Here is a 24684-nt window from a genome sequence, read left to right as displayed (position 1 = left end):
GCATGGATGATCTTCTGACCGACGAACGGAACGTTCCGTTCACGCCGACCATCGTGAACCTGGGGGACACCCCGCACAACCGCCGCCGCGGCGGCGACCTGCGGGCGATGCTCACCCCGACCACGTGCGGCGCCACCAGCGGCTTCATGGGCGTGGCGCTCGTGGACCCCGGTGACCGGATCGGCGAGCACTACCACCCGTACTCCGAGGAGTTCGTGTACGTGGTCTGCGGTGCGCTGGAGGTGGACCTCGACGGCGAGCCCCACGTGCTCCGCCCGGAGCAGGGCCTGATGATCCCGCCGTACGTCCGCCACCGCTTCCGCAACGTGGGCGACACCGAGGCCCGGCTCGTCTTCCACCTCGGTCCGCTCGCTCCGCGCCCGGAGCTGGGACACGTCGACACCGAGGTCACCGAGCAGACCGAGGACGCGGCGTCATGACCCGCCGGGTGGCGGTCACCGGGGCCGGTGTCGTCGCCCCCGGCGGTGTCGGGGTCCCCGCTTTCTGGGAACTGCTCACCGCCGGCCGGACGGCGACCCGCGGGATCACGCTCTTCGACCCGACGGGCTTCCGGTCCCGCATCGCCGCTGAGGTCGACTTCGACGCGGCGGCCTGCGGGCTGACCCCGCGGGACGTGGAACGCGCCGACCGGTACGTCCAGTTCGCGCTCGTCGCGGCCGCCGAGGCGGTCCACGACGCCGGGCTGGAACTGGACGAGGAGGACCCCTGGCGGGTCGGGGTCTCCCTCGGCACCGCTGTCGGAGGCACCACCCGGCTGGAACACGACTACATACGCGTCAGCGAACGCGGCGCCCGCTGGGACGTCGACCACCGCAAGGCGGGTGCGCATCTGCACCGGGCGTTCGCGCCCAGCGCGCTGGCCTCGGAAATAGCCGAACGGCACGGCGCCCGCGGCCCCGTGCAGACCGTCTCCACGGGCTGCACCTCCGGCCTCGACGCCGTGGGCTACGCGTTCCAGACCATCGAGGAGGGACGCGCCGACATCGTCATCGCCGGTGCTTCCGACTCCCCGATCTCACCCATCACGGTGGCCTGCTTCGACGCCATCAAGGCCACCTCCCCCAACAACGACGACCCGGCCCACGCATCCCGGCCCTTCGACGCCCGCCGAGACGGCTTCGTGATGGGTGAGGGCGGCGCGGTGCTCATCCTGGAGGAACTGGAGCACGCCAAGGCGCGCGGGGCACGGATCTACTGCGAGATCGGTGGCTACGCCACGTACGGCAACGCCTACCACATGACCGGGCTCACCACCGACGGCCTGGAGATGTCCGAGGCCATCGACCAGGCCCTGGACCACGCCAGGATCGACCCGGCCGGCGTCGACTACGTCAACGCGCACGGCTCGGGCACCAAGCAGAACGACCGTCACGAGACCGCGGCGGTCAAGCGCTCGCTGGGCGCACACGCCTACTCCACGCCCATGAGCTCCATCAAGTCCATGGTCGGCCACTCCCTGGGTGCGATCGGCGCCATCGAACTCGCCGCCTGCACCCTGGCCCTCGCCCACGGCGTGGTGCCGCCGACCGCCAACTACGAGACCCCGGACCCCGAGTGCGACCTGGACTACGTCCCGCGCACCGCCCGTGAGCTGAAGCTGCGCACCGTGCTGTCCGTCGGCAGCGGGTTCGGCGGCTTCCAGTCCGCGGTGGTCCTCAACCGACCGGAGGGGAGCCAGCGATGAACACGCAAGCGGTGGTCACCGGCATCGGCGTCGTCGCACCGAACGGCATCGGAGGCGACGCCTTCTGGAAGGCGACCAGGGAAGGCGTCGCCGTCCTCGACGCGGTCACCCGCGAGGGCTGCCAGGACCTGCCGCTTCGCATCGCGGGAGAGGTCCGCGGCTTTGACGTGTCAGAGGTCGTCGAGGACCGCTACACGGTGCAGACCGACCGGTTCACCCACTTCGCGATGGCGGCCGCCGACCAGGCACTCGCCGACTCGGGACTGCGTTTCGACGAGGAGGCCCCCTTCGACATCGGAGTGGTGACCGCGGCCTGCTCCGGCGGCGGCGAGTTCGGCCAGCGCGAACTGCAGCACCTGTGGGGCAAGGGGCCGCGCTTCGTCGGCCCGTACCAGTCCATCGCGTGGTTCTACGCCGCCAGCACCGGACAGATCTCGATCCGCGGCGGCTTCAAGGGCCCCTGCGGCGTGGTCGCCAGCGACGAGGCCGGCGGTCTCGACGCCGTCGCCCACGCCTGCCGCAACATCACCCGCGGCACCGGCACCCGGGCCGTCGTCGTCGGCGCCGCCGAGGCGCCGCTGGCGCCGTACTCGGGTGTCTGCCAGCTCGGATACGAAGAACTCAGCCTGGAGGAGGACCCCGAACGGGCCTATCTGCCCTTCACCCGGCACGCCCGCGGCTTCGCCCCCGCCGAGGGCGGTGCGATGCTCGTGGTCGAGGACCCCCGGCACGCCGCCGGCCGCGGGGCCGAGGTGCAGGCCGTCATCGCGGGGCACGGCGCCACCTTCACCGGGGCCTCGCGCTGGGCGGAGTCCCGTGAGGGACTGGGCCGCGCCATCCGCGACGCCCTCGCGGAGGCCGGGTGCGCACCCGGGGACATCGATGTCGTCTTCGCGGACGCGCTCGGCACCCCGGAGGCGGACCGCGCCGAGGCGGGGGCACTGGCCGACGTGTTCGGCAAGCGCGCCGCGAAGATCCCCGTGACCGCCCCCAAGACCGGCACCGGCCGCGCCTACTGCGGCGCCCCGGTGCTCGATGTGGCCGCCGCCGTGTTCGCCCTGCGGCACGCAGTCGTGCCCCCCACCCCCAACATCACCGACACCTGCCACGACCTCGACCTGGTCACCGGCCGGCCCCGGCCGGCGGAACTGCGGACCGCGCTGGTGCTCAGCCGCGGCCTGATGGGTTCCAACTCGGCCTTGGTCGTACGGGCGTAGCGCAGGCGCTGTGAAGGAGAGCTCTTCCATGAGCAAGGAACTGACCTACGGCGAACTCGCCGCCCTGATGAAGTCCAGTGCCGGCATCACCGTCGAGGCGGGCCTCCTCGTCGGCCACCCGGAGACCCCTTTCGCCGAGTACGGCCTGGACTCGCTCGGCCTGCTCGGCATCGTCGGCGCCCTGGAGAACGACCGGGGCATCCCGATCGCCGGCGACGCCGACTCGTGCAAGACCCCCGGCGCCTTCATGGACGTCGTCAACACCTCACTGAAGGCAGGAGTCTGAGCCATGTCCGGCCACACCGAGAACGAGATCACCATCCCCGCCCCCATGGACGTCGTCTGGGACGTCACCAACGACGTGGAGGGCTGGCCGGATTTGTTCAGCGAGTACGCCTCCGTCGACATCGTCGAGCGCGAGGGCGACCGGGTCGTCTTCCGGCTCACCATGCACCCCGACGAGCACGGCCAGGTCTGGAGCTGGGTCTCCGAGCGGACCGCCGACCGTGCCACCCGCACGGTGCGCGCGCACCGGGTCGAGACCGGCCCGTTCCAGTACATGGACATCCACTGGAAGTACGAGGAGGTCCCCGGCGGCACCCGGATGCGCTGGACCCAGGACTTCGCCATGAAGCCCGGCGCCCCCCTCGACGACGAGGCGATGACCGACCGGATCAACGACAACTCCAAGATCCAGCTGGAGCTGATCCGCGAGCGGATCATGCAGCGCCACGGCGGCGGCGCGGCATGAACCGCTACCGCAGCCTGATCGTGGCCAGGATGAAGCCCGGCGTCGAGGAGCAGGTGGCGCAGGTCTTCGCCGAGTCGGACAAGGGCGAACTGCCCGGTCTGATCGGGGTCACCGGACGCAGCCTGTTCCAGTTCGGCGACGTCTACCTGCACCTGGTCGAGGCCGACCGGCCGCCCGGCCCCGAGGTCGGCAGGTACAAGGACCACCCGGCGTTCCGGGACATCAGCGAGCAGCTGTCGTCCTTCATCTCCGCGTACGACCCCGAGACCTGGCGCGAGCCCAAGGACGCCATGGCCCGGGAGTTCTACCGCTGGGAGCGCAGTGGCTGACAAGGCCACCGCCGAGCCGGACTGGGTGCGCTGCGAGCGCTGTGCCGCGCTCGTCTACGGCAAGCGCTACACCCGTACGCTGCGCGTCTGCCCCGAGTGCGGCGCGCACGGCCGGCTCACCGCCCGGCAGCGGCTCGACCTGCTGCTGGACGCCGGCTCCTGCAGGCCGCTCGCCGCGGAGCGCGGCGAGCGGCCCGCGGGACAGGACCCGCTGGGCTTCACCGACACCCGCCCGTACGTCGAACGGCTGCGCGAGGCCCGGGCGGAGACCGGGATGGACGAGGCCGTCGTCTGCGTGCGCGGAACCGTCGAGGGGCAGCCGGTCGTGGTCGCCGCGATGGACTTCCGCTTCCTCGGCGGCAGCCTCGGTCTGGGGGTCGGTACGCAGATCACCCGGGCCGCCCGGACGAGTCTGCGACGGCGCGTCCCCCTGCTGCTGGTGACCGCCTCCGGCGGCGCCCGTATGCAGGAGGGCGCCCTCTCGCTGATGCAGATGGCCAGGACCGCCCAGGCGCTCGCCGAGCTCGACGAGGCGGGCGTCCTCGTGGTGTCCCTGGTCACCGACCCCACCTACGGCGGCGTCGCCGCGTCCTACGCCACCCTCGCCGACGTCATCATCGCCGAGCCCGGCGCCCGGCTGGGCTTCGCCGGACCGCGCGTCATCCAGCAGACCACCGGCCAGCGGCTGCCCGAGGGCTTCCAGACCGCGGAGTTCCTCCTCTCGCGCGGCCTCATCGACGACGTCGTCCCGCGTGCCGCGCTCCGTCCGACGCTGGCCCGGCTGCTGCGGCTGCGCTCCGGGGAGGGGCTCGCGCGGCCGGGTGGGCGCCGTCCCGCCGAGCGGCCCCGGCCGGCGACCGTGCCGCGCGGGCCCGCCGTACGGGTCGTCCGCACGGCGGACGAGCTGCCGGAGCGGGACGCCTGGGAGGCGGTGCGCCTGGCCCGGCACCCGATGCGGCCCACGGCCGCCGACTACGCGACCCATCTGCTGCAGGACTTCCACGAGCTGCACGGCGACCGGCTGGCCGCCGACTGCCCGGCCGTCATCGGCGGGCCGGGCCTGCTGCACGGCAGCCCCGTCATGCTGATCGGCCATCACAAGGGCGGCCCGGGGCTGGAGGAGCGCCGGCGGCGGCACTTCGGCATGGCCACCCCGGCCGGCTACCGCAAGGCGGCACGCCTGATGCGGACCGCCGCCAAGCTGGGTATCCCGGTGGTGACCCTCATCGACACCCCGGGCGCCAACCCGGGTCCGGACGCGGAGAGCGGCGGCCAGGCCCTCGCCATCGCGGAGAACCTGCGGTTGATGGCCCGGCTGCCCGTACCGGTCGTCGCCGTGATCACCGGCGAGGGCGGCAGCGGCGGGGCACTGGCCTTCGCCGTCGCCGACCGGGTCCTGGTCAGCGCCAACGGCATCTACTCCGTGATCAGCCCCGAGGGCTGCGCCGCGATCCTGTGGAAGGACCCCGGCGCCGCCCCCGCCGCGGCGGCCGCCCTGCGGCTGCACGCCCGCGATCTGCTCCGGCTGGGCATCGTCGACGGCGTGGTCCCCGAGCCGCCCGACGGCGCCCACGGGGACCACGCCCACGCGGCCGCCCTCGTCGGCGGCGCGCTCTCGGCCGCCCTGGACGAACTGCGTCCCTGGGACCCCGACCGGCTGCTGGCCGAGCGCCGCGACCGGTTCCACCGTTTCGGCCGACTGGAGGAGGAGGCAGCACCGTGACACTCCACGGCGATGACAGGACGGCCCGCCCCCCTGGCGCGGGCAAGGCCCTCAACGGCACGTCTCCCGGCGGTGCGCCGGCCGGGCTCCCGGCGCTGGAGGCGGTCTGCCGCAGCGCCACCGAGCTGGCCCGCTCCATGCCCACCCCGCCGCGGCGGATCAGGCTGCGGCACGGGCAGACGGCGGTCGAGATCGAATGGCCGCAGGCGCGGGCACAGCACCCGGCGGACACCACCGGGCCCGCCCCCGCACCGGCACCCGAGGCGGCACCCGCCTCCGCACCGGCTCCCGCGCCCGCCGCCGGAGGACCGAGTCAGGGCGCACCGGAGGCGCAAAGGGCGCACGGAGCGCACGATTCCACCTCACTTCACTACGTCTGCGCCCCCACGGTGGGCACCTTCTACCACGCCCCCGAGCCGGGCGAGCGCCCCTGCGTCTCCGTCGGCGACCTCGTCCGCCCCGGCCAGCCCGTGGGCGTCCTGGAGGTCATGAAGATGATGAGCGTCGTCGAGGCGGACGTGGCCGGCCGGGTCGTGGAGGTCGTCGTCCCGGACGGGCAGCCCGTCGAGTTCCAGCAGCCGTTGATCGCACTGGAGCCGATACCGGTGGGGGAGTGAGGGACCGTGTTCTCCACCGTCCTGGTCGCCAACCGTGGCGAGATCGCGCTGCGGGTCGCGCGCGCCTGCCGTGAACTCGGCATCCGGACCGTCGCGGTGTACTCCACCGCCGACCGCGACTCGGCCGTCGTCCGCTTCGCCGACGAGGCCGTGCACATCGGACCGCCCCCGGCGAGGGCGAGCTACCTCAACATCCCCGCCGTCGTCGAGGCCGCCCGCCGCACCGGCGCGCAGGCCGTCCACCCCGGTTACGGCTTCCTGTCCGAAGACCCCGACTTCGCCGAGGTCTGCGAGGCCAACGGCCTCACCTTCATCGGGCCCTCCCCGGACGTGCTCTCCCGGCTGGGCGACAAGGCCGCCTGCCGCGCGCTGATGGCCGAGGCCGGACTGCCCGTGCTGCCCGGCAGCACGGGTCCGCTGGCCGGGGCCGCCGACGCGAAGGAAGCGGCGCAGCAGACCGGTTACCCGGTGATCCTCAAGGCCGTCGCGGGCGGCGGGGGACGCGGCATGGCGGTGGTCACCGACCCGGACCGGCTGCTCGACAGCTACCGGCGCACCGCGGCGCACGCCCGGTCCGTCTTCGGCGACGACCGGCTCTACCTGGAGCGGTACGTCGAGCGGGCCCGCCATGTGGAGGTGCAGGTGCTCTGCGACCGGCACGGCGCCGTCGTCCACCTCGGCGAGCGCGACTGCTCGGTGCAGCGGCACCACCAGAAACTGGTCGAGGAGACCCCCGCCCCCGACCTGCCGGCCCGGCTGAGGTCGGCGATGTGCGACGCGGCCGTCCGCGGCGCCCGGGCGGTCGGCTACACGGGCGTGGGCACCTTCGAGTTCGTGCTCACCCCCGAACGCGACTTCCACCTGATGGAGGTCAACTGCCGGCTCCAGGTGGAGCACCCGGTCACCGAGATGGTCACCGGGGTCGACCTGGTCCGGGAGCAGATCCTGGTCGCCGCCGGTCATCCGCTGACCCTGCGCCAGGAGGACGTCGTGCACCGCGGGGTCGCCGTGGAGTGCCGCGTCAACGCCGAGGACCCCTCACGCGACTTCGCCCCGACCCCGGGCCTGCTCACCGAGTTCGAGGCCCCCGGCGGCCCCTTCGTACGGGTGGACACCCACGCCTTCCCCGGCTGGCGGATCGGGCCCGACTACGACTCGCTGCTCGCCAAGGCCGTCGTCTGGGCCCCGGACCGGGAGCGGGCGCTGGCCCGGATGGACCGCGTCCTGGAGGAACTGCGGGTGCGCGGCGAGGGCGTGTGCACCACGGCCGGCTTCCTGCGGAAGGTGCTGGCCCGCCCGGAGTTCCGGGCGGGCCGGCACACCACCGGTCTGGTGGGGGAGATGACCGGCTAGCCGGTCACCGCCCCCCGCCGACGGTGCTGTGCAGGGCGTGCAGGTAGGCGTTGACCGGGGTCACCTCGCCGACCTGCAGCCCGGCCTCCGTCATCAGCTTCACCATGCTGTCCCGCGTGTGCTTCTGGCCGCCGACGTTCAGCAGCAGGAGCAGGTCCATGGCGGTGGTGAAGCGCATGGACGGCGTGTCGTCGATGAGGTTCTCGATGACGATCACCTTCGTGCCGGCGCCGCCCGCCGCGACGACGTTGCGCAACGTGCGCCGTGTGCTGTCGTCGTCCCACTCCAGGATGTTCTTGATGATGTACATGTCGGCGGCCACCGGGATGTCCACCCGGCAGTCCCCGGGCACCAGCCGGGCCCGCGCGGCGAGCGGACCGCCCTCGCGCAGCCGCGGGTCGGCGCCGGCCACGACCTTCGGCAGGTCCAGCAGCGTGCCCTGGAGCTCGGGGTGCTTCTCCAGCAGCGCGGCCAGCACGTGTCCCTGGCCGCCGCCGATGTCGGCGACCGAGCCGACACCGGACAGGTCGAGCAGCGCGGCGATGTCCTCGGCGGACTGCCGGCTGGAGGCGGTCATGGCGCGGTCGAAGACGCGGGCGCTCTCGCGGGCGTCGTCGTGGAGGTACTCGAAGAACTCCTTTCCGAAGACCTCCGGGAAGATGTTGCGGCCGCCGCGCACCGCCTCGTCCAGCCGCGGCCAGACCTCCCACGTCCACGGCTCGGTGCACCACAGCGCGATGTAGTGCAGGGTGTTCGGGCTGTCCTTGCGGAGCATCCGCGACATCTCGGTGTGGGCGAAGCGGCCGTCCGCCTGCTCCTCGAAGACCCCGTACGAGGCCAGGGCGAGCAGCAGCCGGCGCAGCTGGCGCGGCGCGGTGCCGACCATGGCGGCGAGCTCGTCGACGGGCGACGGGTCCTTGCCGAGAGCGTCCGGCACGCCGAGCCTGACCGCGGCCCGTACTGCGGCGGCACAGGCGGCGCCGAAGACGAGCTCGCGCAGCCGCATCGCCGGCGGAGTGGCGGCCTCGGCGCGCGCCGCGTTCGCGGTGCCGTCCGCGCTGGTGGTTTCTGTCAAGGTCATTCCTCGCACAACCCCTTCGGTTCGGAGACGCGGCACGTGTTGTCACGGAGGACATTCGCGGTGCCCCGGTCACGGTCGGCCAGATCGGCCGGGCGGTTGCCCAGGGTCGTGTTGCCCCGGACGGTGTTGCCGGTGTCGGGGGCGCCCACCACACTGCGGAAGAGCACGATCCCGCCGGACATCGGTGAGGTGCCGTGGTTGTCCACGACCCGGTTGCGGACCACCAGGGTCCGCTCCGCCCCCGTCAGCACGATCCCGGCACCCTGGATGAACGGGAGCCGGGCGTTGGGCGGGCAGTACTTGTTGTTCGCCGCCACGAGGTTGTCGGAGACGGTCAGGCCCCCGGCCCGCGGGACGCCCTCGTCGCCGACGACGAAGACGCCGCCGCAGTTGGCGGTGATGTGGTTGTCCACGACCCCCAGGTTGCGCACCCGGCGCAGCACGACCCCGATCCGGTTGCCCGTCAGCTCGTTGCCGCTGACGCGGGTGCGCCGGGTGTCCAGCGCACCGCCCTCGGCGTCGGCGGTGTTGGCCAGGAAGATCCCCGACTCGCCGTTCTGCCGGGAGACGTTGTCGCGCAGGAGGGTGCGCACCGAGTGCTGGACACCGATGCCCTGGTGCCCGTTGTGCTCGGCGGTCATGTCACTGACCTCCAGACCGTCGGTCCAGGAGGCGTCGACGCCGTTCTTGCGGAAGCCGGAGACCGAGAGCGACAGCAGCCGGACGCCGTCCAGGCCGCTCTGCTCCGTTCCGGTGACGCACAGCCCGTGGCCCGCCTGGGCGCAGGCGTTCCCGTCGGGCCTCGCGTCCGGGGTGAGGACGGTGTCGGCGCCGTGGCCGACCAGCGTGAGCCGGGGCTTGGTCACGTTGACGCTGCCCGGGTAGGTCCCGGGGAGGATCTTGATGACGTCGCCCGGCCGGGCCCGGTCCACCGCGGCCTGGACGGACTCCCCGGGCCGGACGACGAGCGCGCCCGGCGACGCCGCCTCGGCCCGGGGAAAGGCGCACAGCCCCAGCACACTGACGACCGCGGCCACGGCGGCCGCGCGGGGCCGACGAAGTGTCATGACTGCCGTACCTGCTTTCCGGGCAACGTCCTGAGTCACCCGAAATCTGACGCTATGAGTGGTTCTGGCGGATCGCCACTCTGCCGGGGCATCAGAGGCGGCGCGCGGCGGACCGCACGGGCACCACCACCGGGTGACCGAGCACCCCCGCGTCGACCGTTCCGTCGGCCGCCGGGTACCAGAGCCAATGGGCGTCCGGGACCTGGCCGACCGTCAGGACCGTCCAGCCGCCGCCCTTCGCGCCCGCCAGCGCCGCCCGCAGGCGGGCCTCCCCGGCGTCCGGCCGCTGCAGCGGCACGACCAGCCCCGCCGCGGTCTGCGGCGTCCCCGGCCGGCGCAGCGCGGGGATCTGACGGACGGTCCGGACCCGGAGCACGGCGGGCGGGCCGGGCAGGTCGCCGGCACCGGGTTCCACGGCGACCGGCACGGTACGGGCGGCGGGCGCCGCCTCCAACACCCCGTCCACCAGGGCGAGCACCGCGTCCCGCGCGACGGCCGGATCCCCGAGCACACTGCGGACGCCGCCGATCCGCGCGAGGTTCACCAGCTCCTGGCCCCGGCCGACCGCGCCGAGCCTGGTCAGTTGGGGAAGCGGCCCCGGACCGGGGGCGGGTGTGCCGACCGGTACCAGACCCGTGCGCTCCCAGCGGGTCGGGGTCAGCGCCGTCCACGGCGCCGGGGCCGGCCCGCCCGCCGAGACCGCGGCCGGCACGCGGCCGGGCTCGGCGAGCACGCCCCGCACCCGGACCGGGCTGTCGGGCCGTCCCGCCAGGGCCAGTTCGCGCAGCGCGTGCCGGACCACCAGCGGGGTGCGGGTGTCCGCGGCGAGCCGCCGGCCGAGCGCAGCCCGCCGGCGCCGCCGCACCGCCCTCAGCAGCGGACGCCGGCCCCCGCGGCGAGACCGGCCGGCAGCACCACCGCCCCGATCCCCGCCGCCGTCATGCTGTACGGCGGCCGGCCGGCCCCGTCGCGGGGCGGCCGGGGCTCACCGGTGGCCGTCCCCGGTTCCCTCGGCACCAGCCGTACGCGGTCGGCGGGGGAGCGGTCCGCGGCGGAGCCGGGGGACGGGGCGACGGCCAACAGGACGGCGACCGCCGCCGGCAGGCGGATCGTCCTCGTCACGGGGCGGTACCGCATCGTTCCTCTCCTCCTGTGGACCGGCCGGGCACGCGGGGACGTGTGACCAGACACGGCCCGCGCCGTCCGGCGGTTCAATCCCGGGCCGCGCGGTGTGAGGCGGCTCGCCAGAACCCGCCCCGGACGGAGGCCGTGTCTGCGTCGATGCACCGCGGCGCGGTCGGTGGGCGGACGGAATCGCCGCGGTCGTCGTGGAGACCGCCGACGGCACGGCGTACGTGTCGGCCGGGCCCTGACCACGCGCGGGGAGTGCCCTGCGCGGGCCTCAGGCCGCCCGTGCGGGCGTGCCGAGCGAGGCGCTGATCGCGTTCCCCGCCGCGCGGACCGAGGAGTCGAGCTGCTCGGGGGTGTACCCGTTGACGGCGATGATCTCCACGTCGGTGATGCCCATCCAGCCGAGGACGCCGCGGACATAGGGGGCGTGGAAGTCCATGGGCGCCAGGGCCGGGTCGTCGAAGTCGCTGCCGGACGCCCGCAGGACGACCGCCCTCTTGCCCTGCAGCAGGCCCTCCGGGCCGTCCTCGCCGAAGGCGAAGGTGCGGCCCGCCATCATCACCTGGTCGATCCACGCCTTGAAGGCGGCGGGCACGCCGAAGTTGTACATCGGCACGCCCAGCACCAGGACGTCGGCCTCCTCCATCTCGCGGATCAGCCGCTCGGAGGCGGCCACCGCGGCCTCGGTGGCGGCGTCGGCGGCCTCGGCGGGGCCGAAGACCCCGGTGATCCACTCGGGCGAGACGAACGCCGGGGTGTCGAGGGTGAGATCGCGGTAGGTGACGGTGCCGTGCGGGTCGTCGTTCTTCCAGGCGTCGACGTACGCGGCGGACAGCCGACGGCTCGCGGAGCCCTCGGTGCGGGCGCTGGAGTCGATGTGCAGCAGGTGAGCCATGGGATTCCCCAAAAATACTGGATCGCACAATCCATATCCCGGGTGGGCGGAGCGCGATCGGGTGGTCGGTCGTGCTGCCACGGTAGGGGAAATTTGCTTGAAAGATAAACTAGTGAGAGTTCAATCACTCTCGGCCAGTGCGTGCGGGTTGAGGGTGGCCAGCATCCGCTGCAGGTCGGCCCGGACCCGCTCGCGCTCGTGCGGGGCGAAGGGGGAGAGGGCCTCCTCCTCCGCCGGCGCGATGGCCCGCTCGGCGTGGGCCGCGAGCTCCTCGCCCTCGGGGGTGACGCTGATCTCGATGATCCGGCCGTGCGTCGGGTGTGCCCGCCGCTCCACCAGTCCGCGCTCGGTCAGTCCCTGTACGGCGGTGCCCATGGACTGTGGTGTGACCCCGCACCGGCGCGCCAGTTCGGCGCTCGACATGGCCCCGTGGACGCTCAGTTGCATGAGGGCGCTGAACTGCGCCTGGGTCAGTCGCAGCGGGCGCATGGCGTGCTCGATGCGGATCGCGTAAGCCTGCGAGAGCTGCCAGATCAGATAGCCGATGTGCTCGCGGGGTTCGCGCAGGGGCATGCCGGGTGCCTTCCTTTTGTCTGTTAACTTATATAAGTCAGCTTACATGTTTGGGAGGAGCCTATTCGTGGCCGACAGCGTGCTCATCACGGACGCACAACCGCCGGCGGATCAGCCTCCACCGCGCCACCGGCACCGGCACGTCCCGGGACCGCAGACCGACGCACCGCCCGCCCGGCCGGGACTGACCGGCCCGAAGGCCGTGATCACCCCGGTGATCACGGTGCTCGTCGTGGGGCTCTCCTTCGTCAGCGTCTTCCTCGCCGCCTTCCACACGCCCACGGCGCACCGGCTGCCGGTGGCCGTCGTGGCCTCGGACCACTCGGCGGCCCTGTTCGATGTCCGCCTCCAGCGCATCGCGCCCGAGGCCTTCCAGGTCGACCGGTACCCCGACGCGGCGTCGGCCCGGGACGCGGTGGAGCACCGGGAGGCCTACGCGGCCTACCTGTCCGAGGGCGGCGAGCAAAGGGTCGTCTACGCCGGCGCGAACGGCCCCGCCGTGTCCGCCCTGCTCACCCCCCTGGCGTCCGTTCCGCACGGCGAGGGCCACAAGATCCCCGTGGTCGACATCCTGCCGCTGTCGTCCGGTGACAGCAGAGGGCTGTCGGTCTTCTACGCCTCCTTCGGGCTGATCCTGGCAGGGTTCCTGTTCGGCCAGCTGACCTACCAGGTCGCGCCACGGCTCTCCTTCAGCCAGCGGGTCCTGAGCATCGGCCTCTTCGCCGTCGTCGGCGGCCTGGCCACCACCCTCATCGCCTCCACGGCCTTCGGCGCGATACCCGGTTCCTTCCTGGGGATCTTCGCAGTCGTCACGCTCATGGCCGGGGCGGTCGCCGCCGCCACCGTCGCGCTCATCCGCGTCTTCGGCCCGGCCGGGGTCCTCCTGGGCTCCATCTTCATGCTCATCATCGGGAACGCCACCAGTGGCGGCGTCCTCCCGCCGTACTTCCTGCCGGGCTGGCTGGAGCCACTGGCCTCCGTCATGCCGGCCGGCGTGGGCGTCCGTGCCATGGACGGAATCGCCTACTTCCACCACGACGGCCTGACCCGCGGGATCGTCATCCTCTGCAGCTGGATCGCGGCGAGCGTGGGCACCATGTTCCTGCTCGACCGCATCGCGGCGACCTCGGGGATCGTGCACGCGGCCACCCGCTGACGGGAACGGCTGCTCCCGGGGGCGCAGCCGGCCGGCCTCCTCCCGGACGACGACCGGCCGCGCCGCCCCCCGGCAGGCTGGGGCCATGGCAACGACCACCGAACCCACGGCCCCGGGACGCACCCTCGGCGGCCTCCGCACGGCAGACCGCCTGTGCCACGCGACCGGCGCCGTGCTGATCCTGTCGGGCCTGTTCCACCTCGCCGTCCTCGCGGTGGACGGCGGTCCCTGGGACGGCCCGGTGTCCTGGCGCAAGCCCGTGACCTTCGGGCTCTCCTTCGGCGTGACCCTCGTCGCGATCACCTGGGTCACCTCGTATCTGGACGTCCGCGCGCGCCTGCGCACCCCGCTGCTGGTCGTGTTCGCCGCCGACTGCGTCGTCGAGGTCGCCGGCATCACCCTGCAGGCGTGGCGGCGCGTGCCGTCGCACCTCGACATGGAGACCGGCTTCGACACCGCGGTCTCCATGACCCTCGCGGTCGGCGGCGGCGTACTCGTCGCGGTCCTGTCGGCCTTCGCCCTCGCGTCCTTCCGGCGCCGTCCCAACGGCCCCGCCGGCATGCCCCTCGCCCTGCGCGCCGGCTTCGCGATCCTGCTCGTCGCCCTGCTCTCCGGCGCCGCCATGATCGCCCGCGGCGTCTACCTCACCCGCACCGGCCACCAGGCCGCCGCCTACGCCTCCACGGCCCCCCTCAAGCCGCTGCACGGCGTGAGCCTGCACGCCGTCCTCGTCCTGCCCGCCCTCGCCCTGCTGCTGTCCCGCACGCCGTGGAGCGACCGGGCGAACGCGCGCATCCTCCGCGCCGCCACCGCCTGTTACGCCCTCGCGGTCGCCGCGACAGCCGTGTGGGCGGTGCTCACGTACCGCTGACGCGCAGTCCGCCCCGGCTGGGGGTCCGCGGCGTCAGCACTCGATGACGTTGACCGCGAGCCCGCCCCGCGCCGTCTCCTTGTACTTGACCTTCATGTCGGCCCCGGTCTCCTTCATGGTCTTGATGACCTTGTCGAGGGAGACGTGGTGCCGCCCGTCCCCGCGCATCGCCATGCGCGCGGCGGTGACGGCCTTGACCGCGGCCATCCCGTTGCGCTCGATGCAGGGGATCTGGACGAGCCCGCCGACCGGGTCGCAGGTGAGGCCGAGGTTGTGCTCCATGCCGATCTCCGCGGCGTTCTCGACCTTCTCCGGGCCGCCGCCGAGGACCTCGGCGAGGCCGCCCGCGGCCATGGAGCAGGCGGAGCCGACCTCGCCCTGGCAGCCGACCTCGGCGCCCGAGATGGAGGCGTTCTCCTTGAAGAGCATGCCGATCGCGCCCGCCGCGAGCAGGAAGCGGACGACGCCGTCCTCCCTCTCCGCCTCCGACGACTGCCCGGCCACGAAGTTCACGTAGTAGTGCAGGACGGCCGGGATGATGCCGGCGGCGCCGTTGGTGGGGGCGGTGACGACGCGGCCGCCCGCGGCGTTCTCCTCGTTGACGGCCATGGCGTACAGGGTGACCCACTCCATGGCGTGCGCCGCCAGGTTGCCCTCGGCGCGCAGCTGGCGGGCGGTCGCCGAGGCGCGGCGGCGGACCTTGAGGCCGCCGGGGAGGATGCCCTCGCGGGTCAGCCCGGCCCGCACGCAGTCCTGCATGACGCGCCAGATCTCCAGCAGGCCCGTGCGGATCTCGGCCTCGGTGCGCCAGGCCTTCTCGTTCTCCAGCATCAGGCCGGAGATGGACAGCCCGGTCTCCCGGGTGAGCCGGAGCAGCTCGTCGCCGGTGCGGAAGGGGTACTTCAGCACGGTGTCGTCGAGCTTGATGCGGTCCTCGCCGACCGCGTCCTCGTCGACGACGAAGCCGCCGCCCACCGAGTAGTAGGTCTTCTCCAGCACGGGCGCGCCGGTCTCGTCGTACGCGAAGAGCGTCATGCCGTTGGCGTGGTACGGCAGCGAGCGGCGCCGGTGCAGGACCAGGTCGTCGGCGGCGGAGAACGGGATGTCGTGGGCGCCGAGCAGGCTGATGCGGCCGCTGCTGCGGATGTGCTCGACCCGCTCGTCGGCGGTGTCGACGTCGACGGTGCGGGGGGAGTGCCCCTCCAGGCCCAGCAGCACCGCCTTGGGGGTGCCGTGACCGTGGCCGGTCGCGCCGAGCGAGCCGAAGAGTTCGGCGCGCACGGAGGCGACACCCGCCAGCAGGTCGTCGTTCTTCAGCCGCTGGGCGAACATCCGCGCGGCGCGCATCGGGCCCACCGTGTGGGAGCTGGACGGGCCTATGCCGATCGAGAAGAGGTCGAAGACGGAGATGGCCACGGTGCGATGACTCCTCGGATTCGCGGACCCCGTTGTCCGCGGGCGGCCGGCGGGGTCGCCGCCGGAGTGGTACGTGGGCGGCGTGGGTGCGCCGCACTTGCTCCAGTGTGCGGGACCGTCCTCGCGGACGGCCCCGCACACCGGGTGATGCTCGCTACTTCAGGCCGGGGTACAGCGGGTGCTTGCCGGCCAGGGCGGTGACCCGGGCGCCGAGCGCCTTGGCGGTCTCCGCGTCGAAGCCCGGCTTGAGGGCCTCGGCGATGACGTCGGCGACCTCGCGGAAGTCCTCGGTGCCGAAGCCGCGGGTGGCCAGCGCCGGGGTGCCGATGCGCAGGCCGGAGGTGACCATCGGCGGACGAGGGTCGTTCGGGACCGCGTTGCGGTTGACCGTGATCCCGATCTCGTGCAGCCGGTCCTCGGCCTGCTGCCCGTCGAGCTCGCTGTCGCGCAGGTCCACCAGGACCAGGTGGACGTCGGTGCCGCCGGACAGCACCGAGACCCCGGCCGCGGTGACGTCGTCCTGCGTCAGCCGCTCCGCGAGGATCCGCGCGCCCTCCAGGGTGCGGACCTGGCGGTCCTTGAACTCCTCGCTCGCCGCCACCTTGAAGGCGACCGCCTTCGCCGCGATGACGTGCTCCAGCGGGCCGCCCTGCTGGCCGGGGAAGACCGCCGAGTTGATCTTCTTGGCGAGTTCCGCCTTGCACAGGATGACGCCGCCGCGCGGGCCGCCCAGCGTCTTGTGCGTGGTCGTGGTGACGACGTCCGCGTACGGCACGGGGGAGGGGTGCAGCCCCGCCGCCACCAGACCGGCGAAGTGCGCCATGTCGACCATCAGGTACGCGCCGACCTCGTCGGCGATCCGCCGGAAGGCCGCGAAGTCCAGCTGCCGCGGGTACGCCGACCAGCCGGCGATGATCAGCTTCGGGCGGGACTCCTTGGCCAGGCGCTCGACCTCGGCCATGTCGACCTGCCCGGTCTCGGCGTCCACGTGGTAGGCGGCCACGTTGTAGAGCTTGCCGGAGAAGTTGATCTTCATGCCGTGGGTCAGGTGCCCGCCGTGGGCGAGGTTCAGACCCAGGATCGTGTCGCCGGGGTTCAGCAGCGCGAACATCGCGGCCGCGTTGGCCTGCGCGCCCGAGTGCGGCTGGACGTTGGCGTGCTCGGCGCCGAAGAGCGCCTTGATCCGGTCGATCGCGAGCTGCTCGACGACGTCGACGTGCTCGCAACCGCCGTAGTAGCGGCGGCCGGGGTAACCCTCGGCGTACTTGTTGGTCAGCACCGAGCCCTGGGCCTGGAGCACCGCGACCGGAGCGAAGTTCTCCGAGGCGATCATCTCAAGGGTGGACTGCTGACGGTGCAGTTCGGCGTCGACGGCGGCGGCGACGTCGGGGTCGAGCTCATGCAGTGAGCTGTTGAGAAGCGACATCAGGGGGTCATCCGTCCGGAGGTCGGAGTGGACAGGGCGCAGCGGTGGAGGTCTCGGGCGGTCAGCTGCCGGTGAAGGCGGTGTACTCGTCCGCGGAGAGCAGGTCGCCCGGCTCCTCGGAGATCTTCACCTTGAACAGCCAGCCGCCCTCGAACGCCGCCGAGTTCACCAGCGAGGGGTCGTTGACGACGTCCTCGTTGACCTCGGTGACCTCGCCGGAGACCGGGGCGTACAGGTCGCTGACCGACTTGGTCGACTCCAGCTCTCCGCAGGTCTCACCCGCGGCGACCGTGTCGCCCACCGCCGGGAGCTGGACGTAGACGACGTCGCCGAGGGCGTTCGCCGCGTGCTCGGTGATGCCCACCGAGGACACGCCGTCCGCGTCGGCGGCCGAGACCCACTCGTGCTCCTTGCTGTACCGCAGCTGCTGGGGGTTGCTCATGGCGTGAATTCTCCTGGATGACGGTATGTGCTGGTGAACGGCTGTCTTGACAGATGGGACGGCTGTGCCGGATGTGACCGGGACCTCAGCGCTGCCGCTTGTAGAACGGCAGGGCCACCACCTCGTACGGCTCATGCGTACCGCGGATGTCCACGCCCACACCAAGGGCGCCCGGCGTCGCGTGCGCGGCGTCCACGTACGCCATGGCGATCGGCTTGCCCAGGGTCGGGGACGGGGCGCCGGAGGTGACCTCGCCGACCACCTCGCCGCCCGCCACGACGGGGTAGCCCGCCCGGGGGACCCGGCGGCCCTCGGCGACCAGGCCGACCAGCTTGCGCGGCGGCGTGGCCTCGGCCTTGGCGGCGGCCGCGGTCAGCGCCTCGCGGCCCACGAAGTCACCCGGCTTGTCGAACTTCACGACCCGGCCGAGGCCGGCGTCGAAGGGGGTGAGCGCGGTCGTCAGCTCGTGCCCGTACAGCGGCATGCCCGCCTCCAGGCGCAGCGTGTCCCGGCAGGACAGGCCGCAGGGCACCAGGCCGGCGTCCGCGCCCGCCTCGGTCAGTGCCTGCCACAGCTTCTCCGCGTCGGCCGGGGCGACGAAGAGCTCGAAGCCGTCCTCGCCGGTGTAGCCCGTGCGGGCGATCAGCGCGGGGACGCCGGCCACGGTCCCCGGCAGGCCCGCGTAGTACTTCAGCCCGTCCAGGTCGGCGTCGGTGACCGACTTCAGGATGGCGGGGGAGTTCGGGCCCTGGACGGCGATCAGCGCGTAGGCGTCCCGGTCGTCGCGGACCACGGCGTCGAAGCCGGCGGCGCGTTCGGTGACCGCGTCGAGGACGACCTGGGCGTTGGAGGCGTTGGCGACGACCATGTACTCCTCGTCGCCGAGGCGGTAGACGATCAGGTCGTCGAGGATGCCGCCGTCGGGCGCGCAGATCATCGTGTAGCGGGCGCGTCCCACGGCCAGCGCCGAGATGTGGCCGACCAGCGCGTGGTCCAGCGCCTCGCCCGCGGCCGGACCGGTGACCGTGATCTCGCCCATGTGGGACAGGTCGAAGAGACCTGCCCGGGTCCGCACGGCGGTGTGCTCGTCGCGCTCGCTGGCGTACCGCAGCGGCATGTCCCAGCCCGCGAAGTCGGTCATGGTGGCGCCGAGGGCGCGGTGCAGCGCGTCCAGTGCGGTACGGCGGGGTTCACTCATCGGGCGGGCTCCCAAGGCGAGGAAGGGACAGGTAGGGCGATGACGGGGCAGGTCCTCCCCATCTGTCATCGGAACCTGAGAGGTTCACCTGGACCCTCCGGTCGGAGGAGTCCCGGTTTGCACCTTGGGTGGGGCGGCGCCCCCGTCGCCGGGAGGGCTCGCCCGCTTTTCAGATGTGCCTCGAACGCGCGGTATCTGTGCCTGAGAGATTCAAGGGAGGACTTGCTCCTTCGGCGTCCCGCCCGCCGCAGCGGTGCGGAAGCTCTCCCGCGCGGCCTCGAACGGCCTATATGTGATTGAGGCCGCCATCATTGCACGGGTGCCCGCCGTTGTCGCGATCGAGTCCCGGATGTCCCGGTCCGGTCCCGATCCGGTTGTAACGCCGCCGTTTCTCTGGGTAGGCAAAGACTCAGGATTTACCATTTCTTGAACGTCGGACCCGGAGGGCGAACTGTGCGGTGGCAGAGTGCGTATGCGACGGCCGGGGGCCCGGCCGTGTCCCGGCCGGTACCGGCGCGGGCCGGGGAGGCGCGCCGCGGGGGCCGCTCCGTGCGGCCGCGCCGGCTGCTCGATCTGCGGCGGGGGCGCCGGCCCGTGCGCACACTGCGCTATCCGCCGGGTGACGTCCTGGTCGTCTCCGGCCTTCCCGGCGGCGGCAAGAGCACCCTCATGCGGCGCGCGAAGGGCGGTGCCCGCCTGATCGACTCGCAGGACGTGAGGGAGCGCTGGCAGGCCCGGCTGCCGCGGCTGCTGCCGTACGCCCTCTACCGCCCCCTGGTGCGGATCGCGCACTATGCCGGGCTGTGGCGGGCGCTGCGCTCGGGCGACAGCGTCGTCGTGCACGACTGCGGCACCCTGCGCTGGGTGCGCGCCTGGGTCGCCCGCCGGGCGCGGCGCCGGGGGCGGGGTATGCACCTGGTGCTGCTGGACGTCCCCGTGATGACCGCTCTGGACGGTCAGCGCGAACGCGGCAGGGGGGTGTCGGCGTACGCCATGGCCCGGCACCGCAGCGCCTCCCGCCGGCTGCTCGCCGAGGCGGAGGCCGGTCGGCTCCCCGGGGCGTGCGCCTCGGTGGTGCTGCTGGACCGCGAAGCGGCCCGGGAGCTCGAGGCCATCGACTTCGACGGCTGAGCGGCCGGGCCGCGTCGCGTGAGGGGCGGTACCGCTACTGACCCTGGAGGTCCATTTCGGCCTGCGGCGCGATCTGCGCCTCCGGCGGCAGCTGCTCTCCCTGGTCGTTCAGGGGGAGCGGCAGCGGGAGCGGAAGCGGCAGCGGCAGTGCGCCGGTGAGCAGCTTCGGCACCGCCAGCAGCAGGGCCTGCAGGTCGGCGACGACGGTGGCGACACCGGCCGTCACACCCGCGAGGTCCTTGGCGACCACCTTGGCCAGCAGGTCCGTGACGTCCTGGACCAGCTTGGTGAGCGCGTTCTTGACGTCGGTGACGGCGTCCGCGGCGCTCTGGTCGCCCGGCCCGCCGACCTGGTCGATGGCGCCCTGGTCACCCGGCTGGCCGAGATCGCCTGGCTCCAGGCCCGGTTGTGGCGCGCCCGGATCGAAGGCCGACGGGTCGGTGACGCCGGGAGATACCGCACCAGACTGGTCGAGGACCGAGGCCAGCTGACGGCTCGCCTCCTCCAGACCCCTGCGGAGTTCGTCCAGCTTCGCCGAGTCCGGGCTTTCGATCTGGGCTTCCTGGGTGAGCTTGGCCCCGAGGGACAACGTGTCACCCAACTTGGCGATGAGTTCGGCGTTGCCCGTCTCCGCCGCCCGGGCGGCGAGGTGCTCGACCTCGACGGCCGTGCTCCGGGTGGGGGCCTGGGCACTCGCGACACCGCCGGTGAGGCCCATCGTCAGCGCGGCGCACACGGCCGCCGCTATGAGGGTGGAGTTGATCCTGGTGATGCGCATGTCGAGATATCTCCCGGTTGAGGGTTTTCTCCTTGCTCGTCCTACCTTCGGAGCCGTAGTGACGCTTCGCAACCGGACGATAGCTTTATGTGACGTATATGAGGTGCGGGGGTCGCTCGCGCCCGCCGCCGGATAGGGTTTCCACGGAGCGCACCACCACGGCAAATTGCGAGGCGAGACGCAGTGAACATCCCGGGGCAGCGGATACCGGACGGCTTCGCCCCGTCGGGGCACGGTGCCGGCGGCTGGCCCGCCAACGAGCTGGAGGAAGTGCTGTCCGCGGCACTCGGCGATCCGGGTGCCACGGCCCGTGTCCTGGAGGTGCTCGGGCGTTCGCAGGTGTGGATCCCGCTGCCGAACGGCGGCGGTCCCGAGAGCACCGACCTCGACCTGCCGACCCTCGAACTCGAAGGCGGCGTCTACGTTCCGGTCTTCAGCTCCGAACAGCAGTTCCTGGCCGCCGGTTCCGGCATGGACTTCGCCGTCGCGCCCGCCCGCGAGTTCGCCCGCGGGCTGCCCCCGCAGCTCGGGATCGCCGTGAACCCCGGGGGCGCGGTGGGTCTTCCGCTGCCGCCCGCCGCGGTGATGGAGCTGTGCCGCACCGACCGCGAGCCCGGCACCCCGAGCGGCGCCCGGGTCCGGCTGTGGGAGCCCTCGCCGCACGAGGAGCCGGTCGACTTCCTGGCCGCCGCGGCGGGCGAGTTCGCCGTCACCCCCGTCGTGCTCTCCGCCCGCCGCGCCCTGGCCAGCGTCGAGGGCGACCCCGCCACGCTCTTCGTCGGCGTCGAACTCGACCGCTGGCAGGAGGAGGACCGGGCCGCCGCCATGGCCGCCCTCGGGCGCGCGCTCGGCGCCGTACCGCTTCCCTGGCAGGTCAATCTGGTGCTGCTGGACGTCGCACAGGACCCCATCGGCGACTGGATGCTGGAGCGCGTGCGACCCTTCTATGTCGGCACGGGCGCATAACCTGGGTCCGGCACGACACCCGAGGCATTCGGCGAAGCAGACGACGCGGACAAGGCAGACGCGGAAGGGCGGGACACGTGAGCGCCGGCGTGGGAGGGGGCGGGGGGCTGGAGCATGCGCTCCGGCAGGTGACGCCCGGTAGGTACGACGCCTACGAGGAGGTGCTGCGGGCCCTCGCCGACAGCCAGGTGTGGATGCTGCTCTGGCAGGGCACCCCCGGCGGGGCGGACGCGCAGTACGGCAACATGGAGGTCGCCGGCCACGGCTACGCGCCCTGCGTGACCTCGCCGCAGGAGTTCACCGCCTGCGGCTGGAACCGGGCCCACGAGGTGGTGTCCGGTCGCGAGATCGCGGCCTCGCTCTTCCCCGACCGCTGGGGCCTGTGGCTCAATCCGCACGCCCCCGGCGGCGGCATCGGCATCCCCTGGCTCGACCTGCGCCGCGTCTGCCTCGGCCTCGACCGGTCCCCGGCCGGACCGCTGCGGATCGGCGAGCCCGCGCTGCAGATCCCCCAGTACTACGCCCTGTTGACCCAGCAGGCCCATCGCAACCCGGCCGTCCGCTCGCTGCGGCGCGCCTGGGTGCAGCCCGCGCTGGGCGAGCCGTACCTGGCGATCGGCGTCGACCTCTACGAGGCCGGGCCCCAGGCCGTGGAGACGGTGCGCCTGATGATGCAGTCCGCCCTCGGCGCGGTGCCGCAGGGGCTGCCGGTCGCCACGGTCGCGCTCAACGACGAGTACGACCCGGTCGGCATGTGGATGCGGGCCTCGGCGCAGCCCTTCTACTCCCGCGACGCCCATGGCGCGCCGGGTGCGCCGGGCGTGCCCGGGGCGACGTACGGCTGGGCCCCGCAGCCCTACTGAGGCCTGCGGCGGGAGTTCCGGATGCCGTGGCGCCGGTGTGTGGGCGGGTGCGGGTCCGTTGCGCCTGCGGCCGACTTTTCCCGCCCGCCCGTGCGGCGCCGTCCGCGGGTGCGGGTGGCCCCCGTGGGTGGTGCCGGCGCGTCGGCGGCTGCGGCCGGTTCTCGCCCCGCGTTCACGCAGCGCGGGCGGTAACCGGCGGGAGGGTGGGAGACAGCCCGCCGCAGGTGCGGCGGACCTGCACTCGTCCACGCACCGCGGCGAGGGCCCCGCGAGGGGCCGCCCGTCACAGGACCGCGTCGATGAGCCCCAGCGGCGGGCTCCCCAACTCCAGCAGCGCCCCGTGGAACCGCTGCAGCGAGAACTCCTGCCCCCAGGCGTCCCGGGCGCGCTCGCGCAGCCGCATGATCTCCAACTTGCCCCAGGTGTAGCGGCCGTACGCCGCGTCGAAGGTGCCGCGCCGGGCCTCGGAGGCAGCACCGGCCCGTGCGAGGTGGGCGTCCCGCATGAACCGCTGCGTCGCCTCCTCCAGCGTCATCGCCCCTGTGTGCAGCCCGATCGCGCACGCGAGCCGGGTGACGCGTACGAGCGCCTCCAGGGCCACGCCGATCGCGAAGCGGGGGTCGCGGGAGCGGAAGCCCTCCTCGAGGCAGACCTCCTCGACGTAGTGCGCCCAGCCCTCGCAGAAGGACAGCGAGTGCAGCACACGCCGTACCTGTGTGGGTGCGTGCCGCAGTGCCCTTCCGTGGGCGAAATGGCCGGGTGCCACCTCGTGGACGGTGATGGCCGGCAGGCTCGTGCGGCTGAAGACCGAGAGCCACTCCTCGCGCTCCTCCTCCGGCCAGTCCGGCTCCGGCGGGGTGACGTGGTACCAGGAGGCGGAGTCGGCCTCCTCCGGTGCGGCCCAGGTCATCATCGCCATGGACCAGCGGCGCGACGGCGGCGCCGGACCCACGAGGCAGTCGCCGTCGAGCCAGGGCACGAGCCCCCGCCGGCGGGTGAAGTCGATGACCTCCTCGGTGAGCCGGGCCGCCTCGGGGATGACCCCGTCGGCGTCCGGGTGGTCGGCCAGCAGTCGCGGGATGAGCTCGTCCACGGTGGCCTTCGGGTCCAGCCGTCCGCAGGACTCGGTCAGGAGCGCGGTCAGCCGGTCCCGTTCGCGCTCGGCCTCGTCGGCGAGCGCCGACAGGTCGACGCGCAGACCTTCCTGACTGCCCATCAGCAGTGCGAGCGCCTCCCCGCCGAGCCGGGGGTCGGGGTCGCCCGTCTCGGCCGCGCGGGCGATGTGGTCGACCAGGCGGGCGTGCGCGGCGAGCGCGGGGCCTGCCTCCGGCTCGGTCTCCGGGTCGAGGTCGGCGGCGAGACCGCGGACCGCCCCGAGGAGTGCCCCGGCGACCGGCGCGCTCACCCTGTCGAGCGATGCGATGGCCGCGTCGACGGCGTCCGGCCACTGCTGGAGGTGGCGTCTGCGGGCCTCGGAGAGTTCCTCGCGGGGCGCGTACTCGCGGTCGTAGGCGGTGAGTTCAAGGTTGGACAAATGCGGATACGGGTCGCGGCGGTGCAGCTCAAGCTCGCCGTACTGGACCTTGAGGGTGTCCTCGAAGACCGAAAGGTGCCGTTCGTCGTGAGGGTCGGGAAGGGCCGGTTCGCGGAGCCGGGCGTGGGCGAGCGAGGACAGTCCGCGGCGGACGCCGTCGGGCGACAGGTCCTGCACCTGGCCGTCGTACTCGTGGAGTCCCGCCATCTCCCTGACCACCGGGACCATCAGGTCGCACACGGAGCGAAGCCGATCATTCATGGCATCGAAGGTAGCGACTTCCGTTGCCCCGCGGCGATCTGTCAACGCGCGTAACACTGCGGTAATAACGGACGAAGGTTCACCACATCACGGTTGCGCATCGCTTCCCTGTGGGGTCTGGCGCGTGATCCAAGCCCCATGAAGACTCGCGCACCAAGGCGCTGCATACGTCGCCTTAACGATTCATCACAAGCCAAACA

The 24684-nt window shown here is 73.0% G+C and carries 26 protein-coding genes and 1 riboswitch; of the genes, 14 read left to right on the top strand and 12 right to left on the bottom strand.

The features are described from left to right. Nucleotides 1-2: 2 nt before the first annotated feature. From PV342_RS32395 to PV342_RS32355, 9 genes are read left to right on the top strand one after another with little or no spacing between them, the layout of a single operon-like run. On the top strand, nt 3-440 hold the full coding sequence (locus PV342_RS32395; RefSeq protein ID WP_018563449.1) for a cupin domain-containing protein: 438 nt from the start codon (nt 3-5) through the stop codon (nt 438-440). Beyond that, nucleotides 437-1705, top strand: a complete 1269-nt coding sequence (locus tag PV342_RS32390; RefSeq protein ID WP_329185630.1) for a beta-ketoacyl-[acyl-carrier-protein] synthase family protein — start codon at nt 437-439, stop codon at nt 1703-1705. Before PV342_RS32395 ends, PV342_RS32390 begins: the two co-directional genes overlap by 4 nt. Then, complete coding sequence (locus tag PV342_RS32385; protein ID WP_361000260.1) at nt 1702-2922, top strand: ketosynthase chain-length factor; 1221 nt, start codon at nt 1702-1704, stop codon at nt 2920-2922. Before PV342_RS32390 ends, PV342_RS32385 begins: the two co-directional genes overlap by 4 nt. Nucleotides 2923-2950: 28 nt before the next feature. After that, nucleotides 2951-3208, top strand: a complete 258-nt coding sequence (locus tag PV342_RS32380; RefSeq protein ID WP_018563446.1) for an acyl carrier protein — start codon at nt 2951-2953, stop codon at nt 3206-3208. 3 nt (nt 3209-3211) lie between these two features. Continuing rightward, entirely contained in the window at nt 3212-3673 is a 462-nt protein-coding gene (locus PV342_RS32375) for an SRPBCC family protein (RefSeq protein WP_386995130.1), read from the top strand. Further along, on the top strand, nt 3670-4002 hold the full coding sequence (locus PV342_RS32370; protein WP_018563444.1) for a TcmI family type II polyketide cyclase: 333 nt from the start codon (nt 3670-3672) through the stop codon (nt 4000-4002). The genes PV342_RS32375 and PV342_RS32370 overlap by 4 nt, the downstream gene beginning before the upstream one ends. Next, nucleotides 3995-5725 (top strand): acetyl-CoA carboxylase, carboxyltransferase subunit beta, encoded by a 1731-nt coding sequence (gene accD, locus PV342_RS32365; protein WP_500319764.1) that lies wholly within the window; start codon nt 3995-3997, stop codon nt 5723-5725. Before PV342_RS32370 ends, accD begins: the two co-directional genes overlap by 8 nt. Then, nucleotides 5722-6342 (top strand): acetyl-CoA carboxylase biotin carboxyl carrier protein, encoded by a 621-nt coding sequence (locus tag PV342_RS32360; RefSeq protein ID WP_400802257.1) that lies wholly within the window; start codon nt 5722-5724, stop codon nt 6340-6342. The genes accD and PV342_RS32360 overlap by 4 nt, the downstream gene beginning before the upstream one ends. A 6-nt stretch (nt 6343-6348) precedes the next feature. Beyond that, nucleotides 6349-7695 (top strand): acetyl-CoA carboxylase biotin carboxylase subunit, encoded by a 1347-nt coding sequence (locus tag PV342_RS32355; RefSeq protein ID WP_400802259.1) that lies wholly within the window; start codon nt 6349-6351, stop codon nt 7693-7695. A 4-nt stretch (nt 7696-7699) separates the two neighbouring features. On the opposite strand, the gene PV342_RS32350 is transcribed toward PV342_RS32355, so the two are convergent. The 6 genes from PV342_RS32350 to PV342_RS32325 form a co-directional block, all read right to left on the bottom strand. Further along, nucleotides 7700-8776 (bottom strand): methyltransferase, encoded by a 1077-nt coding sequence (locus PV342_RS32350; RefSeq protein WP_329185624.1) that lies wholly within the window; start codon nt 8774-8776, stop codon nt 7700-7702. Beyond that, entirely contained in the window at nt 8773-9843 is a 1071-nt protein-coding gene (locus tag PV342_RS32345) for a right-handed parallel beta-helix repeat-containing protein (RefSeq protein ID WP_400802261.1), read from the bottom strand. The genes PV342_RS32350 and PV342_RS32345 overlap by 4 nt, the downstream gene beginning before the upstream one ends. Before the next feature lie 91 nt (nt 9844-9934). Beyond that, entirely contained in the window at nt 9935-10708 is a 774-nt protein-coding gene (locus tag PV342_RS32340) for a hypothetical protein (protein ID WP_500319761.1), read from the bottom strand. A gap of 5 nt (nt 10709-10713) precedes the next feature. After that, nucleotides 10714-10980, bottom strand: coding sequence for a hypothetical protein (locus PV342_RS32335; protein WP_500319760.1), 267 nt, complete (start codon nt 10978-10980; stop codon nt 10714-10716). 265 nt (nt 10981-11245) lie between these two features. Beyond that, nucleotides 11246-11869, bottom strand: a complete 624-nt coding sequence (locus PV342_RS32330; protein WP_400802266.1) for an FMN-dependent NADH-azoreductase — start codon at nt 11867-11869, stop codon at nt 11246-11248. A 120-nt stretch (nt 11870-11989) separates the two neighbouring features. Next, on the bottom strand, nt 11990-12442 hold the full coding sequence (locus PV342_RS32325; protein WP_018563436.1) for a MarR family winged helix-turn-helix transcriptional regulator: 453 nt from the start codon (nt 12440-12442) through the stop codon (nt 11990-11992). Nucleotides 12443-12509: 67 nt separating this feature from the next. On the opposite strand from PV342_RS32325, the gene PV342_RS32320 reads away from it, so the two are divergent. Both PV342_RS32320 and PV342_RS32315 read left to right on the top strand, forming a co-directional pair. Further along, nucleotides 12510-13598: a YhgE/Pip domain-containing protein gene (locus PV342_RS32320; protein ID WP_391578690.1), complete on the top strand. Its 1089-nt coding sequence runs from the start codon at nt 12510-12512 to the stop codon at nt 13596-13598. 85 nt (nt 13599-13683) lie between these two features. Beyond that, on the top strand, nt 13684-14469 hold the full coding sequence (locus tag PV342_RS32315; protein WP_400802269.1) for a hypothetical protein: 786 nt from the start codon (nt 13684-13686) through the stop codon (nt 14467-14469). Nucleotides 14470-14502: 33 nt separating this feature from the next. On the opposite strand, the gene PV342_RS32310 is transcribed toward PV342_RS32315, so the two are convergent. The 4 genes from PV342_RS32310 to gcvT all read right to left on the bottom strand — a co-directional run bounded on the left by PV342_RS32310 (nt 14503) and on the right by gcvT (nt 18951). Beyond that, nucleotides 14503-15885 carry an L-serine ammonia-lyase gene (locus tag PV342_RS32310; RefSeq protein WP_018563433.1) on the bottom strand — a complete coding sequence of 461 codons (1383 nt, stop codon included), beginning with the start codon at nt 15883-15885 and terminating at the stop codon, nt 14503-14505. A gap of 154 nt (nt 15886-16039) precedes the next feature. Next, nucleotides 16040-17311, bottom strand: a complete 1272-nt coding sequence (gene glyA, locus PV342_RS32305) for a serine hydroxymethyltransferase (RefSeq protein ID WP_018563432.1) — start codon at nt 17309-17311, stop codon at nt 16040-16042. Nucleotides 17312-17372: 61 nt separating this feature from the next. Then, entirely contained in the window at nt 17373-17753 is a 381-nt protein-coding gene (gene gcvH / locus PV342_RS32300) for a glycine cleavage system protein GcvH (RefSeq protein ID WP_018563431.1), read from the bottom strand. Nucleotides 17754-17838: 85 nt separating this feature from the next. After that, nucleotides 17839-18951 carry a glycine cleavage system aminomethyltransferase GcvT gene (gcvT, locus tag PV342_RS32295; RefSeq protein ID WP_018563430.1) on the bottom strand — a complete coding sequence of 371 codons (1113 nt, stop codon included), beginning with the start codon at nt 18949-18951 and terminating at the stop codon, nt 17839-17841. A gap of 179 nt (nt 18952-19130) precedes the next feature. Then, nucleotides 19131-19231: riboswitch (glycine riboswitch) on the bottom strand. 173 nt (nt 19232-19404) lie between these two features. Between gcvT and PV342_RS32290 the strand changes: the two genes are divergently transcribed. After that, the gene (locus PV342_RS32290; protein WP_400802271.1) at nt 19405-20082 is read left to right on the top strand and encodes an AAA family ATPase; all 678 of its coding nucleotides are present in this window, start codon (nt 19405-19407) and stop codon (nt 20080-20082) included. 34 nt (nt 20083-20116) lie between these two features. Here PV342_RS32290 and PV342_RS32285 read toward each other — a convergent pair whose 3' ends face one another. After that, complete coding sequence (locus tag PV342_RS32285; RefSeq protein WP_386995151.1) at nt 20117-20860, bottom strand: hypothetical protein; 744 nt, start codon at nt 20858-20860, stop codon at nt 20117-20119. Between the two features lie 183 nt (nt 20861-21043). Here PV342_RS32285 and PV342_RS32280 point away from each other — a divergent pair, with 183 nt between their 5' ends. Continuing rightward, the gene (locus tag PV342_RS32280; protein ID WP_400802273.1) at nt 21044-21826 is read left to right on the top strand and encodes an enhanced serine sensitivity protein SseB; all 783 of its coding nucleotides are present in this window, start codon (nt 21044-21046) and stop codon (nt 21824-21826) included. A 77-nt stretch (nt 21827-21903) separates the two neighbouring features. Then, nucleotides 21904-22689 carry an enhanced serine sensitivity protein SseB C-terminal domain-containing protein gene (locus PV342_RS32275; RefSeq protein ID WP_018563426.1) on the top strand — a complete coding sequence of 262 codons (786 nt, stop codon included), beginning with the start codon at nt 21904-21906 and terminating at the stop codon, nt 22687-22689. Nucleotides 22690-22972: 283 nt separating this feature from the next. Here the strand turns inward: PV342_RS32275 and PV342_RS32270 are convergent, their stop codons facing one another. Then, complete coding sequence (locus PV342_RS32270) at nt 22973-24484, bottom strand: DUF885 family protein (protein WP_400802275.1); 1512 nt, start codon at nt 24482-24484, stop codon at nt 22973-22975. Nucleotides 24485-24684: the final 200 nt, after the last annotated feature.

This window comes from Streptomyces sp. PA03-3a (assembly GCF_033792735.1).
Lineage (GTDB): Bacteria > Actinomycetota > Actinomycetes > Streptomycetales > Streptomycetaceae > Actinacidiphila.
Note: the sequence above shows the minus strand (reverse complement) of the source record. Positions and strands in the feature narration are given on the sequence as shown.